Annotated in this window: 18 protein-coding genes; 14 read left to right on the plus strand and 4 right to left on the minus strand. The window is 38.1% G+C overall.

Annotated features, from left to right (window positions below; all coding sequences use genetic code 11):
* Positions 1-24: 24 nt before the first annotated feature.
* The 11 genes from ABEA36_RS05590 (at position 25) to ABEA36_RS05640 (ending at position 9,953) form a co-directional block, all read left to right on the plus strand.
* Positions 25-498, plus strand: a complete 474-nt coding sequence (locus ABEA36_RS05590; protein WP_345489671.1) for a PTS sugar transporter subunit IIA — start codon at positions 25-27, stop codon at positions 496-498.
* A gap of 2 nt (positions 499-500) precedes the next feature.
* Complete coding sequence (locus ABEA36_RS05595; protein ID WP_345489673.1) at positions 501-1,193, plus strand: L-ribulose-5-phosphate 4-epimerase; 693 nt, start codon at positions 501-503, stop codon at positions 1,191-1,193.
* Between the two features lie 12 nt (positions 1,194-1,205).
* Positions 1,206-1,850 (plus strand): 3-keto-L-gulonate-6-phosphate decarboxylase UlaD, encoded by a 645-nt coding sequence (locus ABEA36_RS05600; RefSeq protein WP_345489675.1) that lies wholly within the window; start codon positions 1,206-1,208, stop codon positions 1,848-1,850.
* A gap of 70 nt (positions 1,851-1,920) precedes the next feature.
* Positions 1,921-2,796 (plus strand): L-ribulose-5-phosphate 3-epimerase, encoded by an 876-nt coding sequence (locus ABEA36_RS05605; protein ID WP_345489677.1) that lies wholly within the window; start codon positions 1,921-1,923, stop codon positions 2,794-2,796.
* 172 nt (positions 2,797-2,968) lie between these two features.
* Positions 2,969-4,537 (plus strand): nickel ABC transporter substrate-binding protein, encoded by a 1,569-nt coding sequence (gene nikA / locus ABEA36_RS05610; protein WP_345489679.1) that lies wholly within the window; start codon positions 2,969-2,971, stop codon positions 4,535-4,537.
* Positions 4,538-4,544: 7 nt separating this feature from the next.
* On the plus strand, positions 4,545-5,489 hold the full coding sequence (opp1B, locus tag ABEA36_RS05615) for a nickel/cobalt ABC transporter permease (protein WP_345489681.1): 945 nt from the start codon (positions 4,545-4,547) through the stop codon (positions 5,487-5,489).
* A complete protein-coding gene (gene opp1C / locus ABEA36_RS05620) occupies positions 5,486-6,316 on the plus strand; it encodes a nickel/cobalt ABC transporter permease (RefSeq protein ID WP_345489683.1) in 831 nt (276 codons plus the stop codon). Before opp1B ends, opp1C begins: the two co-directional genes overlap by 4 nt.
* Complete coding sequence (locus tag ABEA36_RS05625) at positions 6,313-7,170, plus strand: ABC transporter ATP-binding protein (protein WP_345489685.1); 858 nt, start codon at positions 6,313-6,315, stop codon at positions 7,168-7,170. Before opp1C ends, ABEA36_RS05625 begins: the two co-directional genes overlap by 4 nt.
* A 1-nt stretch (position 7,171) precedes the next feature.
* On the plus strand, positions 7,172-7,951 hold the full coding sequence (locus ABEA36_RS05630) for an ABC transporter ATP-binding protein (RefSeq protein ID WP_345489688.1): 780 nt from the start codon (positions 7,172-7,174) through the stop codon (positions 7,949-7,951).
* A gap of 3 nt (positions 7,952-7,954) precedes the next feature.
* Entirely contained in the window at positions 7,955-9,283 is a 1,329-nt protein-coding gene (locus ABEA36_RS05635) for an MATE family efflux transporter (protein ID WP_345489690.1), read from the plus strand.
* Positions 9,284-9,365: 82 nt separating this feature from the next.
* Positions 9,366-9,953, plus strand: a complete 588-nt coding sequence (locus ABEA36_RS05640; RefSeq protein WP_345489692.1) for a YiiX family permuted papain-like enzyme — start codon at positions 9,366-9,368, stop codon at positions 9,951-9,953.
* 59 nt (positions 9,954-10,012) lie between these two features.
* Here the strand turns inward: ABEA36_RS05640 and ABEA36_RS05645 are convergent, their stop codons facing one another.
* Positions 10,013-10,525 carry a ClbS/DfsB family four-helix bundle protein gene (locus tag ABEA36_RS05645; RefSeq protein WP_345489694.1) on the minus strand — a complete coding sequence of 171 codons (513 nt, stop codon included), beginning with the start codon at positions 10,523-10,525 and terminating at the stop codon, positions 10,013-10,015.
* Positions 10,526-10,750: 225 nt separating this feature from the next.
* Between ABEA36_RS05645 and ABEA36_RS05650 the strand changes: the two genes are divergently transcribed.
* From ABEA36_RS05650 to ABEA36_RS05660, 3 genes are read left to right on the plus strand one after another with little or no spacing between them, the layout of a single operon-like run.
* Complete coding sequence (locus ABEA36_RS05650; RefSeq protein ID WP_425571856.1) at positions 10,751-11,593, plus strand: aldo/keto reductase; 843 nt, start codon at positions 10,751-10,753, stop codon at positions 11,591-11,593.
* Positions 11,594-11,643: 50 nt separating this feature from the next.
* A complete protein-coding gene (locus tag ABEA36_RS05655) occupies positions 11,644-12,084 on the plus strand; it encodes a hypothetical protein (protein WP_345489698.1) in 441 nt (146 codons plus the stop codon).
* A gap of 2 nt (positions 12,085-12,086) precedes the next feature.
* Positions 12,087-12,659: a class I SAM-dependent methyltransferase gene (locus tag ABEA36_RS05660; RefSeq protein ID WP_345489700.1), complete on the plus strand. Its 573-nt coding sequence runs from the start codon at positions 12,087-12,089 to the stop codon at positions 12,657-12,659.
* Positions 12,660-12,752: 93 nt separating this feature from the next.
* Here the strand turns inward: ABEA36_RS05660 and ABEA36_RS05665 are convergent, their stop codons facing one another.
* The 3 genes from ABEA36_RS05665 to ABEA36_RS05675 all read right to left on the minus strand — a co-directional run bounded on the left by ABEA36_RS05665 (position 12,753) and on the right by ABEA36_RS05675 (position 15,121).
* Positions 12,753-13,460, minus strand: a complete 708-nt coding sequence (locus ABEA36_RS05665; RefSeq protein WP_345489702.1) for an amino acid ABC transporter permease — start codon at positions 13,458-13,460, stop codon at positions 12,753-12,755.
* The gene (locus ABEA36_RS05670; protein ID WP_345489704.1) at positions 13,460-14,194 is read right to left on the minus strand and encodes an amino acid ABC transporter permease; all 735 of its coding nucleotides are present in this window, start codon (positions 14,192-14,194) and stop codon (positions 13,460-13,462) included. Before ABEA36_RS05670 ends, ABEA36_RS05665 begins: the two co-directional genes overlap by 1 nt.
* An 87-nt stretch (positions 14,195-14,281) precedes the next feature.
* Positions 14,282-15,121, minus strand: coding sequence for an ABC transporter substrate-binding protein (locus ABEA36_RS05675; RefSeq protein ID WP_345489707.1), 840 nt, complete (start codon positions 15,119-15,121; stop codon positions 14,282-14,284).
* Positions 15,122-15,357: the final 236 nt, after the last annotated feature.

The raw sequence follows: 15,357 nt of genomic DNA on the forward strand, positions 1-15,357 counted from the left end.
AGCTGATAATAAAAGGAACATCCTATGGCTTTTAAGCAATCATTAATGGAAAACGATTCAATTTTATTACAAGCCAATGCAAATAATTGGCAAGAGGCAATCAAATTGGGGACGGATATGTTAGTTAAAACACAGGCCATATCTCCTGCTTATTATGACGCAATCATTCATTGCGTAAAAACAATGGGGCCTTACATCATTATCGCGCCACATTTTGCGATGCCGCATGCAAGGCCAGAAGATGGCGTTAATCGAACCGCATTTGCATTAGTGACATTGCAAAACCCCGTATTTTTTGATGGTGAAAGTGAACCTGTCGATATCTTAATTACTTTAGCAGGTAGCACCTCTGACGAGCACATTGCGGGTTTAATGGAAGTGATGCAGATACTTGATGATCAAAGTCATGAAGATGGAATAAATCTCGATCGTTTACGCCTGTGTCAAACAAAACACGATGTTTATAACGCAATTGATCATGTTTTAATGGAGGGCTAACGATGTACACTGCACTCAAAGAAACCGTATTAGCGGCCAATTTATTGCTGCCCCAACATGGTTTAGTGACCTTTACTTGGGGTAATGTTTCGCAAATCGATCGCAGGCGTCAAGTGATTGCAATTAAACCCTCAGGTGTCGAATATGACCAGATGAAAACCGATGACATTGTCATCATTGATTTAAATGGTAAGGTTCTTGAAGGAAAACTTAATCCCTCAAGTGATACCGCCACCCATATTGAATTATATAAAGCCTTTAACAGCATTGGCAGTATTGTCCATACCCATTCCCGTTACGCGACAATTTGGGCTCAAGCCGAAATGGATATCCCCGCTTTGGGCACGACTCATGCTGATTATTTTTATGGTGATATACCGTGTTCGCGCCGTTTAACGGATCAAGAAATTCAAACTGAATACGAAAAAAATACTGGCTTAATGATCATTGATGAGTTTAAACACAGGCAAATTGATCCCAATGCCATGCCGGGCATGATTGTCGCCGGGCATGGACCATTTTGTTGGGGAAAAGACGCCTTCGATGCCGTTCATAATGCCGTTGTATTAGAGGAAATTGCAATGATGGCGTTACAAACTCGGCAACTAAATCAATCAATCAAAATTCAACAAACCTTGTCTGACAAGCACTATTTTCGTAAACACGGTGCTAATGCTTACTATGGTCAAAAATAAAAGGAGTATTCAATGACTAAACCCATGCTACAAATTGCCCTTGATCAAACCGACCTTGCAAGTGCACTGAATATTGCTCATCGTGTAGAAAGTTATGTCGATATTATTGAAGTTGGCACCATTCTTGCTTTTGCTGAGGGAGTTAATGCCGTTAAACAATTAAAGCAAAATCATCCCAATCATATCATTGTCTGTGATATGAAAATCACGGATGGTGGCGCTATTTTAGCAAAAATGGCATTTGACGCTGGCACTAATTGGCTCACGGTATCAGCAGCTGCACACATTGCAACGATTGCCGCCTGTAAAAAAGTCGCTGATCAATTCGCTGGCGAAATTCAAATTGAATTGTATGGTAATTGGACGTTTGATGATGCGAAGTCATGGTACGAATTGGGTATTAAACAAGCGATTTATCATCGTTCTCGTGATGCTGAATTAGCGGGTATCGGCTGGACTAAGCTCGATTTAGAAAAAATGCAGCAATTATCTGATTTGGGTTTTGAATTGTCTATTACAGGCGGCATTGTCCCTGAGGATATCCACTTATTTGCTGGCATAAAAACCAAAACCTTTATCGCGGGCCGAGCACTAGCTGGAGAACAAGGTAAACAGATTGCGGCAGCGTTAAATACGCAAATTAGTCAATTTTGGTAATTACGTCATGCCATGATGGCATTAATACGTTAATGCCATTGATAAACATGCTACTATTTGGAATAAGCCTATGTTCGAAATGAAAAATACGCCACTCATTGGGATATACGAAAAAGCATTACCTAACGATTATTCATGGCAAGACAAGCTACGCTCCGCAAAATCACTTGGTTTTGACTTTATTGAAATCTCAATTGATGAATCAGATGAGCGGCAAGCTCGATTAGATTGGTCAGATCATGACATTTATTCACTACGGCGATTGTGTGAAACACATCAGATTTCGTTACATTCAATGTGCCTAAGTGCTCACCGTAAATCTCCGTTTGGATCAAATGATCCTACTGTTCGCCAACGTGCAAAAGACATCATGCTTAAAGCACTCGTTTTAGCCGAAAAACTTGGCATTAGAGTTATTCAATTAGCCGGTTATGATGTCTATTATGAGCAAGCTAATTTGCAAACTCATCAACGATTCATAGCGGGAATGCAATGGTGTGCTCAGCAAGCCGAAAGAGTCGGGATTATGCTCGCAGTAGAAATCATGGACACCCCCTATTTAAATTCACTAAGCAAATTTGAAATTCTTAAAAGATCGGTGCCCTCGCCCTTTTTTATGGCGTATCCTGATGTTGGTAATATTAATGGTTGGAACTATGATACCTGCACTGAACTTAACCTTAGTCAACATCATATAGTACAAATCCATCTTAAAGATACCTATCGTGTTAAAGACGGTTATCAAGGGCAATTTCGTGATTTAGTCATCGGTCAAGGTCAAGTCGATTTTAACGCAATATTTGCAACGTTAAAAAAAATGCATTACTGCGCACCATTGGTCATCGAAATGTGGGCGAAAGATGATTCATGGCACGATAATATTATTAAAGCGATTGATCATTTAAAAAAGGCTAGTCAAGCCAGTGATTTTTGTTTATTTAATTAATGTAAACGTCCGCAAACCGATACGTTTTGTATGCTATCGGTTTGCATGATGATATGTTGATCTCACGTTCATTTTTTGCAGACAGCGGCATAAATATTGATAATAATATTCATTATCATTTGTATTCATGATAGCATTAGCACCCCTATTTAGATAACCTATTGGATAATACATGAATTTCCTACTTGTTAATCTTAAACGACTTGTGGTTTTCTTTAGTTTAATATTACTTACTGGCCACAGTATGGCTAAAAATGACGTTACATTTGCCAATTTTCGCGACATCCGAGACCTTAACCCACACCTTTATTCTGGTGAAATGTGGGCACAAAATATGCTGTATGAGTCCTTAGTTCGCTATAATGAAGATGGTAGCTTTTCGCCATGGCTTGCAGAAAGTTGGCAAATCACAAACGATGGTAAAACCTATACGTTCCATTTACGTCAAGATGTACAATTTAGTGATGGCGCTAAATTCGATGCGCACAGTGCTAAACTCAATTGGGATGCTGTATTATCTAATAAAGTTCGCCATACATGGCTTGAAATGGTGCGTTTAATTACGGATATTAAAGTCGTTGATGATTATACGTTGCAAGTTGATCTTGCTGAACCCTACTATCCTTTTTTAATTGAAATTGCCGTAACCAGACCAATGCGTTTCATTTCACCGAATGCGATGATAGATGGTGAAACGAAAAATGGGGTTAAATCGTATATTGGCACTGGTCCATACATTTTAGGTGATCACAAAAAAGATCAATATGCTGTTTTTAATGCTAATCCGAATTATTGGGGACCTAAACCACAATTGACAACAATTACCATGAAAGTGATTGCCGACAATCAAAGTCGTTTAATGGCACTTGAAAAAGGCGAAATTGAGTTGATCTATGGTAAAAACATGGTTGATGCGGACTCGTTTGAACGTTTTTCACAACTCAAAAAATACCAAACATTGATGTCAAAACCGGTATCTAGCCGGATTGTTTTAATGAATACAACCCGCCCAATGCTCAATGATGTTAATGTACGCCAAGCAATCGAACATATTATCAGTAAAGATGATATTTCTATGGGTATTTTTAATGGTAGTGAAGCGCCTGCTGACACACTAATGGCAAGTAACATCCCCTATGCTAATATCGGTTTAAAACCTTATCACTATGATTTTAAAGCAGCGGAAAGTCTGCTGGATAAAGCGGGTTGGTTAACCGTAAAAGGTCAAGCTTATCGTCAAAAAGCAGGCAAACCGTTTGAAATTACGCTTTATTATGACAGCAATACCGCCTCACAAAAAACGATTGCACAGTATATGCAAGATGAGTTTGCTCAAGTTGGATTAAAGCTCAATATTCATGGTGAAGAAGAGCAAGGCTATCGAGATCGACAAAAAGCAGGTGATTTTGATATGGTATTCGATATTTCATGGGGTATGCCCTATGATCCACAATCCTTTTTATCAGGGATGAAGTTACCAGTATACGGTGACTATTTAGCACAACAAGGCTTATCTGAAAAAGCGAAAATCGATGCAAGTATCACTAAAGCCTTAATTTCAACCGATGAAAACGAACGGCAAGCGCTTTATCGTTATGTACTTGAAACGTTACATAACCAAGCGGTGTATATTCCACTGACTTACGAACGTAATCGCGCGATTGCAATAAAATCATTAAAAGGGATTGAATTTGCACCGTCGCAATTTGATATCCCATTTGAAAAAATGTATTTTGACTAACTAAGTCATGCTTAACTATATTATTAAGCGCTTACTGATGATGATACCGATTTTACTCGGTATCTCATTTATTGCCTTTATTTTGATTAATTTAGCCCCGTCAGATCCTGCTGAAGTCGCGCTGCGCGTTAATGAAATTATTCCAACACCTGAAGCCATTGAGAGTATGCGTCAAGAACTTGGACTAGACCAACCTTTTATACGTCGTTATTTCACTTGGTTGTACAATGCTTTTCAACTCGATTTTGGCAAATCATTTATTCACCGAGACCGATACGTTTGGGATGAGATTATGCGTAGTCTTGGCCCTACTTTAGTTTTAGCGCTCAGCGCCTTTCTATTTATACTCGTCATCAGCTTAATACTGGGCGTACTATGTGCAATCTTTGCGAATTCATTGTTTGATTATCTCGTGCGTATTATTGTCTTTTTAGGAACCGCAATGCCAAGTTATTGGCTGAGTTTATTGCTCGTTTGGTTTTTTGCAAATTATCTTGACCTCTTACCAACGAGTGGTTATGGTACGTGGCAGGATTTAATCCTACCGACCATTGCATTGTCGTTTGTTTATATCGCGACCTATATACGCTTTATCCGTAATAACATGCTTGAAAATATGCAGACTTATGCGGTTTTTTATGCACGTAGTCGTGGCCTTAAAAAACGGACGATTATCATTAAGCACGTCTTAGTTAATTCATTACATACAACCATTACAGCGCTTGGTATGACAATTCCACAACTGATTGCGGGCTCTTTTGTGATTGAATATATTTTTTCATGGCCTGGGTTAGGACGTTTATGTATTTTTGCGATTATGAATCGTGATTACCCGGTGATTCAAGCCTATATATTGATCATGGCTATTTTATTCGTCATGTGTAATTTTATTGTCGACGTGATTCATCAACACCTCGATCCGCGGCTACGTGAAAATGGCGGTATCTCATGAATAGGCTGAATAAACTCGTTAAAAATAAAATTGCACTGTTTTGCTTAATCGTCATTATCACCTTTATACTATTAGGCCTATTAGCGCCCTATATCGCGCCATGTGATCCAAATAAAGTACGTTTAGTTCGTAAATATGCATCAATGTCTGCTGAGCACTGGCTTGGTTGCGATCACTTAGGCCGTGATATTTTTTCTCGCTTACTTTATGGTATTCGAACGACACTTTTTCTTTCACTATTTACAATGTTCGTCACAATATTGATTGGGAGTTTTATTGGTCTGGTTTCGGGTTACAAACGCGGGAAAATTGATGAAGTGATTATGCGTATCTGTGATGTGATGCTCTCTTTCCCAAGTCAGGTCATGATTTTAGCAATTGTTGGTGTACTTGGTGTGGGTATTGAGAACATTATTATTGCCAATATTGTTGTTAAATGGGCATGGTATACACGAATGATCCGCAGTTCAGTGATAAAGTATAGTCGTAAAAATTATATTTTATATTCTCGCACGATTGGTGCACCAAATACCTTTATTATTCGTCGCCATCTATTACCCAATGTCTTATCCGAAATTATTGTCTTAGCAACCTTAGACACGGGTTGGGTGATATTAAATATTTCGGCGCTCTCTTTTATTGGTTTAGGCATTCAACCGCCTACTGCCGAATGGGGCGTCATGCTAAGTGAAGCAAAAAATGTTATGAGCCAGCACCCAATGCAGATGATCTACCCCGGACTTGCTATTTTAATGATTGTCGCTGCCTTCAATATGCTAGGTGATGCCTTACGTGACATTTTAGATCCTAAAGAGCAAATGACATGAATGTGCGATTACTTGATGTACAGCACTTAACGGTCGCTCTCGATAACGGTAAAGCGCTGTTAAACGATATATCGTTTTATTTAAAACATAATCAATGTTTAGGCATTGTGGGTGAAAGTGGTAGCGGTAAAAGTCTGACTTGCAAAGCCATTATGGGCTTATTAGAACCACATTTCAAAGCCAGCGGTAAAATTTTATTTAACGATATACGTGAACAATCAAATCACAATGTAACTCAAGATTTACTCTCATTAACCGATAAAACAATACGTCAAATACGTGGTAAACAAATTGCAATGATTTTACAGCATCCAATGAATGCTTTCGATCCACTTTACCGAATTGGCACTCAGGTTATTGAAACGTTGCAAGCACATCAATCCATCAACAAACAATTAGCAACGGAACACACATTGGTGATGATGGACGAGATGGGACTTGATCATCCAAAAACACTTTTTAATAAATATCCCCATCAGCTTAGTGGAGGTATGTTACAGCGGATTATGATTGGTATTGCCTTAATGCTCAAACCGGCACTGATTATCGCCGATGAGCCCACAACAGCTCTCGATTCGATTACGCAGTTTCATATTCTGAGTGCATTTGAAAAAATCAAACAACAATCAAGTACTGCACTCATTTTTATTTCTCATGATTTAGGTGTTATCCACCATATTGCCGATCATATTGTTGTGATGCAACACGGTAAGATTGTTGAACAAGGTAATAAAAATGCAATATTTAATTCGCCTCAATGTGCATATACCCGTTATTTGATTGAAACGAGACAACAAATTTTAGATAAATTTAATACAACACTCAATTTTACATCAAGACATGAGAAGTCATAATATGCAGCCACTATTAACTTTACAGCATGTTAAAAAATCTTTTTTACAACCGAATCAACAATTGTTTGGCCGCAAACGAAATAGCATTATTAATGATGTCTCGTTGAATCTTTATGCCGGTGAATGTTTAGGCATTGTAGGCGAAAGTGGTAGTGGAAAAAGTACGCTGGGTAAATTGATATTAGGCCTTGAAAAACCCGATAGCGGAACAATTTTATTTGATAACATCAATATTCATCAGCGTCACAACAAATCATCAATGATTCGTAAACACATCAGCGCGGTATTCCAAGATTATACCGCATCAGTCAATCCTTATTTTACGGTGGCGCAAATTATTGGTGAACCCCTGGATATTCATGAGTCATTGTCACAAAGTGATCGCAATAAACGTATTGAAGAATTGCTGTTACAAGTTGGTTTGGATCATTCATTCTTCTGCCGTTATTCTCATCAAATGAGTGGCGGACAACTGCAACGGGTGTGTATTGCCCGAGCCATTGCTTGTCGACCTAAATTTATTCTCTTTGATGAAGCGGTGAGTTCATTAGATATTTCGGTACAAACCCAAATACTTGAATTACTTGCTAAGCTACATCATCAATTAGGCTTAACAACCATTTTTATTACTCATGATTTAACGACTGTCACGTATTTATGTCATCGTGTTGCCTTTTTTTATCAAGGGAAAATCATCGAAGAAGTGAATCCAATGAGTCAGTTAGGTCAGGTAAAACACCCCTATTCACAACAACTCCTTCAATCAGTCTTAGGTTTTTAAACAATGACAAATGCGACTTTAAATACAACAAAATCCTATCACTTTAAACATTATTTAGCCTTAGTTTTTCCATTTATCATTTCAACCATCACCACCCCCTTGTTAGGTATTGTGGATACTGCATTAGTTGGTCATTTACCTAATCCTGCTTTTATCGCAGGGATCGCAGTCGGTGCTGTCATATTTAATACGATTTACTGGTTATTTGGTTTTTTACGCGTAAGTACCACAGGCTTTGCAGCCCAAGCGCTTGATGATCCTACTTTGTTACGCTCTTCATTGATTCGCCCTATTTTTATCGCCGTGGTGTTAGGGTTACTCTTTATTATTTTACAAAAACCCATTTTTATAACGGCAATGCAATTAATAAAACCAAATCATGACGTGCAATATTATGCCAAAAGCTACTTTAGTATTTTAATCTGGGGAGCCCCTTTTGTATTGATTAATTATGTGTTTGTGGGTTGGTTAATGGGCTTGGCAAAAATTAAAGCAGTGCTGTTTTTACAAGTATTAATTAACTTACTTAACATCATCACGGCAGTGATTTTTGTTTGGGGATTTAGCTGGGATGTTAAAGGCGTAGCATTTGCAACCCTTAATGCACAAGTTATTTGTACACTATTAGGGATTTGGTTTATTTATCGTTATTTGCCTAAAGCCCCACAAAAAACACATTTATGGCAAATCTTATCTTGGCAATCGTTAAAAAGCGTTATTTTAGTAAATACCAATTTAATGATCAGAACAATCTGTCTATTAATCGTCACCAACCATTTTATTTCAATTGGTTCGAGTTTTAATACTGAAACATTAGCCACCAATGCGGTACTCTTTCAAATTCATTATTTGATGGCTTATTTATTTGATGGATTCGCCAACGCATCAAGCGTATTTAGTGGTAAAGCAAAAGGTGCCAAAGATCTGACGTTATACAACCAAACGTTACGTTGGTCATTGCTAGCATGTCTTATATGCCCAATCGTGTTAATCCTACTTTGGATTAGCCTTGATAAAGCGATCATACAGCTCCTAACGAATCAAGCAGTGATTATAGAATTATGCTTATCTTACCAACAGTGGCTAATCGTTTTCCCTATTGTGGTGGCTGGTGGACTTATCTATTACGGTGTATTTTCAGGTATTAGTTATACGTCTTCGATCCGTGACTCGATGATTCTTGCCCTCCTATTATGGTTTATTGCTCAGTACATTTTTGTTCCTCTTTATGGCAATAATGGTTTGTGGCTAGCTTATATTTTATTTAGTTTAGGGCGAACGCTATTTTTGATAATATGGATCCCAAAATCCAAACAGTATGTGACAACTTAACATAAACGAGATATCACATCTCTAGCTCATGGTATGAATAAAGATGATTTGTGCTATCCTTTTAAGATGATAAGGAATTTAAATGAAATACTTCATTGCATTATTATTAACGTTTTATACCTTATTTGCTGCAGCGTATACACCAAAGGATGGTGATATCATCTTCCATTCTTCTCAATCTGCACAAAGTAAAGCGATTGAACAAGCCACACATTCACCCTATAGCCATATGGGCATTATTTTTTTGCAAAACGGTCAGCCATATGTGCTCGAAGCAGCCTCTACGGTCAAGTATACGCCATTACAAACGTGGATAAACCGTGGTGTCAATCAAACCTATGTGGTTAAACGCTTAAACAATACAACCTTAACTGATAGCCAATTAGCACAACTGCGTCAAACAGCTAGCCAATTTATTAATAAGCCTTATGACAGTTTATTTGGCTGGGATGATGATGCCATTTATTGTTCTGAATTGGTCTGGAAGATTTATGATCGTGCTTTAGGCATTCAAATCGGACAACGACAAAAACTTAAAGAATTTGACCTGTCATCGAAAGTGGTTCAAACAAAATTGAAACAACGATATGGTAATAAAATTCCTTACAATGAGAATGTCATTTCACCCGCTGCAATATTTAATTCGCCACAATTAACGCGAGTAGAATGAGGTTTTATCTCACCCTCCTCAAGTCATGATGCTAACTAACTTGAGGCGTGAACCCATCCTTATTTTGCTGATAATGATTTAATGTATTTCGTTATTTTTTTATTTGCCCAATCATAATGAGAGCTCGTTGCTGAAATCACATAGCTTGCTAAATGCGTTGTGCCAGTGAAAGGATAATATTTTTTAGTAAACAGGTGTTTATCATCCAACGGCAAAATTAATTGCATAACCGTATGATGGCTATCAATTAATTGAGATTTAGCGAGTGCAAGAGGTGTCATTTGGTGTTTTTGCCAAAACGCAATATTCATTTGCGGGTAAGTTTTCCAATTATAGGGTTCAGGCAAGAATGCAACGAGGTTACCGTTTAAATTATGAGTCAGCCAATGAATGAATAATTGATGCCATTCGTATAAGTGAATCAAAACATCTCGGATATTTTTATCGCGATCATCAAAAGGAAAAGTGCCTTCTTGTTGAGGATCGCTGAGCGATGCTATCATGGTTTGTAACTTTTGAAATTGTTGTTCTGAAAGCTGTTGCAAACTTAATTTATCCGTTGGTCTAGCCATATTTTATCCTCGTGGTTACTCGGTCAAAATCGATTTAAACGCTTACCTTTAAACGTGATTGTAACATATTATTCTCATCCAAATCATCCTTTTTTAGATGAATGTCTACACTTCATCTCACTATCTCATCAATAAAACTTATTTATTGTCGTTTCAAGTTGCAATATTACGGTTAGCAGGTAAGCTGTGAATAGACTGATTAGGTTACTGTTCAAAAAGGAGTAAATGATGCAACAACGTTATGTCACTTTACCTGATGGCACTAAAGTACCTGCATTAGGCCAAGGCACTTGGTTCATGGGGGAGTCTCAATCGCATGCTGAGCAAGAAATTACTACATTAAAAATGGGTATTGAAATGGGGTTATCACTCATTGATACGGCTGAAATGTATGCCGATGGCGGCGCTGAAATGGTGGTTGGTAAGGCCATTAAAGGCATCCGCGATCCGTTATTTATCGTGAGCAAAGTCCTTCCTTATCATGCCACATACCAAGGTACAATTGATGCTTGTCAGCGCAGTTTAAAACGTTTACAAACCGACTATTTAGACCTCTATTTATTGCATTGGCCTGGCACTGTGCCATTAAATCAAACCGTAGATGCGATGCAAACCTTAATTATGCAAGGCAAAATAAAACGTTGGGGAGTGAGTAATTTCGATGTTGATGGTTTACTGCCCTTAATACAAGCAATCGATGACAAACAACTGATGACCAACCAAGTATTGTATAACCTGAGTCGACGTGGCATTGAGTTTGATTTATTGCCTTGGAGTCGCCAACACCATTTACCCACAATGGCTTATTCACCGATCGAGCAAGGCCGAATTTTAACTCATCCAGCCTTAATTCATGTCGCCAAGCAGCACAACGTCGAGCCGGCGCAGATTGCATTAGCATGGGTTTTGCGTACCCCAGATATGATTGCGATCCCGAAAACCTCATCACCAGACCATTTGCGAGCAAATTTTCAAGCGTTAGCAATTAATTTAAGTGACGATGATTTAGCCTGTTTGGATAGCACCTTTTTACCCCCTTCGCGTAAAAAACCACTGGAAATGTTATAAAATATTGATACCATGACCCCAAAAGTGGATTGAATAAAAAGGAATCATCAATGAAAAAAGTTTTAGGTATAGTGAGTTTGGCATTCATCATCAGTGCGTGTTCATCAACCCCTAGCGATCCAAATTGGCGCCCTGACATGCATAATGCGGATTTTGGTAAATACCCAACTCATTACCCACAACTCATTAAGGCATGGGGTGACGATCATTTTGATGATTCAGCTACGATCAGCTATTTATCCATGAGTTCACCTCGTGAAGAATACATCGTGAAAGATTCTGAAAAACAACAAGCGATATTTGGTTACTCGATCTGCGCCAATATTGGTGGCGTAAAATCAGAAGGTTATTACAAACCCTTTAAAAAATATTGGTTTTTTATTCGTAACGGCAAAGTTGTCGAGCAACGCGATTTAGAATATAGCTACAACAAAGTGATTTATCGTGATCATAAAATCAATTGTGATGATGCAAATGGCTTGGTGAACTAACCATGAGTGATGAAACGCTACAGCAGCTAGCCAATCAACTTCGGTGCCCTGAAGATATTGATGGTGTAAAATTAGGTCATACCATGAATATGTCAAATCTTTCACTGATTTTGAGTGGCATTCATCACTTAAATATTCAACCGCACGATGCCATTTTAGAACTGGGACATGGCAATGCAGGCCATCTTGCTTATCTCTTCTCATTAGCCGATGATATTCGTTATACGGGGCTTGAAATATCACGCACCATGTTTAATGAAGCGGTTAATTTTAACCACGCGTTTTGTGACGCCGGTTTAGCATCATTTGAATTGTATGATGGTAAGCATATTGCAATGAGACCCAATTCTTTTGATAAAATCTTATCAGTCAATACCCTTTATTTTTGGGATGCTCCCGATCAATTACTTGGCTCGATTGCACATGTCATCAAAGCCGGTGGTTTATTGGTTTTGACATTTTGTGATAAGTCATTTATGCAGCACTTACCCTTTGTCAAATTTGGCTTCCATTTATACGATCTTACTGACATCGAAAAGCTGTTTGCCAACCACCCTTTTCAACTGATTAAATAAACTCAAAAACAAGATAAAAGCATCAGCAAAACAGGTAAATTGGTAGAACGCATTTATCACACACTGGTTTATCAAAAGCAGTAGACAATTGACTTAACCATTTTTTGCCATCATTGTCTTAGTCAGCCAAGTTACAACAAAATCTAACGACCAACACATCACAAAATAGACGCCAATCACAAATAAAAATATCTCTGTGGGATAGACCATACTACGATTATTCACTTGTGTTGCTAAAAAGGTAAATTCAGCAACGCCAACCACGTAAGCCAATGAGCTATCTTTAATTAATGATATCCACTGATTTACAAACGATGGCATCATCATCTTAATGGCTTGTGGTAAAATAATATAAATAATGACCTGCTTTGGTTTTAACCCGAGTGAATACGCTGCCTGCCATTGATCATGGGTAATAGCAATCATGCCAGCATAAACCGCATGAGCAATATAAGCCGCCCCAATTAAAGCAAGCGCCATAATGACCGATGCAATTGCGGGTACATCAATATTTAATAGTACCGGCAGTAAAAAGTAAGTCCAAAAAATCAACATTAAAATGGGGATTGCTCTTAAAAAACCTAATAGCATCACCAATAACGTACGTTTCCAACCGGTTAAAACAGCCAGCCCTACTCCTGCAAAAATCCCCAGTATCGTCGAAAGAATAATGGCTATCAAGCTCATAAATAACGTTAATACAATGCCACCTATCGGCCCGTCAGGATAGTTGCCCCATATTAAATAATCTAAATTTTGCCAAACAATACCAAATCCATTGGCTAAACTGCTAAAATCCATTAACGAACTCCTTTTATCAGGATGCGTTGCTGATAAATATTACCCAATGTACCAACGATCACTACCGCCAAAATATACAGTAATGTCGCAATGGCAAAATCCTGAAACGTCTTTAATGTTTCGGTTTCAACCTGACGAGATACATACGATAATTCCAATACGCCAATTGCCATTGTCAGAGAGGAGTTTTTAATAACATTCATATATTGGCCAACTAATGGTGGAAAAGCAATCCGCAATGCCTGAGGTATAATAATTAGACGTAATCCTTGTCGACGATTGAGACCTAATGCTAAAGCAGCGTTTAACTGCCCCTGTTTGACGCCCAAAATCCCCGCTCTAAACTCCTCAGCAATAAAGGCTGATGAATAAAAGGTTAAACCAATAACCCCCATGATAAACTCAAATGAAGGCATTTTAAAAATCATAAAGCCTAACTGAATTTGAGGTTCATCAAAAAGCCACAATTTAAATTCTAATGGTAAAATATTCCCGATACCAAAGTACCAAAAAAAGAGTTGAGGCAGCAAAGGAGAATACCGAAAAATCGCATTGTAGCTATTTGTAAAACCGCGCAGAAGTCGAAGTTGACTTTGACCTATCATCGCCAGTAAAAAACCTAATAGTGTCGCCAAGATAATGGTCACAATTGAGATCATCATTGTGACAATGAAACCATCCCATAACCACCATAAATAACGGGGAGCTAATAACTGTTCAAATATTTGATGCATAACGTAAGCGTCCACAAATTTAAAAAAATTGCCGCATATAGCGGCATAATCACAATGTCATCCAGTTCCAGTTGGATAGTCAATGGTTTAGTCAATTAATGCGCCATCACCTGTTTTAAAATCGCCCCTTGGCATCGCTGATGTTGTTTGTGGACCAAACCAACGGTTATAAATGGTGAGTGCGTCACCATCTTGTTCAAGTTGAAAAAGTATCTCGTTTACTTTATCTTTTAAACGTGTTTCGCCTTTTGGTATACCAACAGCTTGGTACTCTTTAGTAATACTAAATGGCGAGATTTCAAAGGCTTCGCGTTGATCTGCAGGGACATTCGCTAACAAACCAATAAGTTTCGCATCATCTTGCGTGATCGCTTGCACAACGCCATTACGCAGTGCGGCAAACGCAAATGGTGTGTCATCATAAGAAATCACTTTTGCTGTCGGGTATTGTTCACGTAACGTTATTTCCATTACCGTGCCTTTATCCGCACCAATTCGTAACTTTTTAAGGTCATCTGGCGAGGTAAGCAATCCTTTACGCGCAATAAATTTTTGCCCCGTCGCAAAATATGGCACACTAAAATCGACGGCTTTTGCGCGCTCTTGCGTTACGGTAAAGTTAGCCACAATTAAATCTGCTTTTTGAGAGGTTAATAAGGGAATACGGTTAGCAGGATTGGTGGCAACAAGTTTAACATCAACATTTAATGCACGACCAATTGCATTAGCATAATCTGCATCAAGGCCCACGATCTGTTTAGTCTTTTGGTCAACATATCCAAAAGGTGGATTACTATCAAATACGGCAATTTTAATTTCACCACGTTTTTCAATATCGTCTAAACGATCTGCATAGGCATTATTTACGATGGCCATTGCACCAAGTAACGTTAAGGCTGTTACTGATTTTTTTAAAATTGATTTCATATTCTGTCCCCTTTTTATGATGATGGGGTCAGTGTAGCAATATTCATGATAATGGCTAAATAACAAAAAATCACATCTTTATAACTTTTAATTATAACGATTATTTAACGCTATTTTATGAATACAGACTGTTTTTTACACTAGATTTAGCCATTATGACAATAATTTAACGAAAATGGATGGGTAAACAGTCGCATATTGGTGCCAACAAGTGCGGCACCATTTATGAAAATGGT

This window comes from Orbus sasakiae (assembly GCF_039542345.1).
Classification (GTDB): Bacteria; Pseudomonadota; Gammaproteobacteria; order Enterobacterales; family Orbaceae; genus Orbus; species Orbus sasakiae.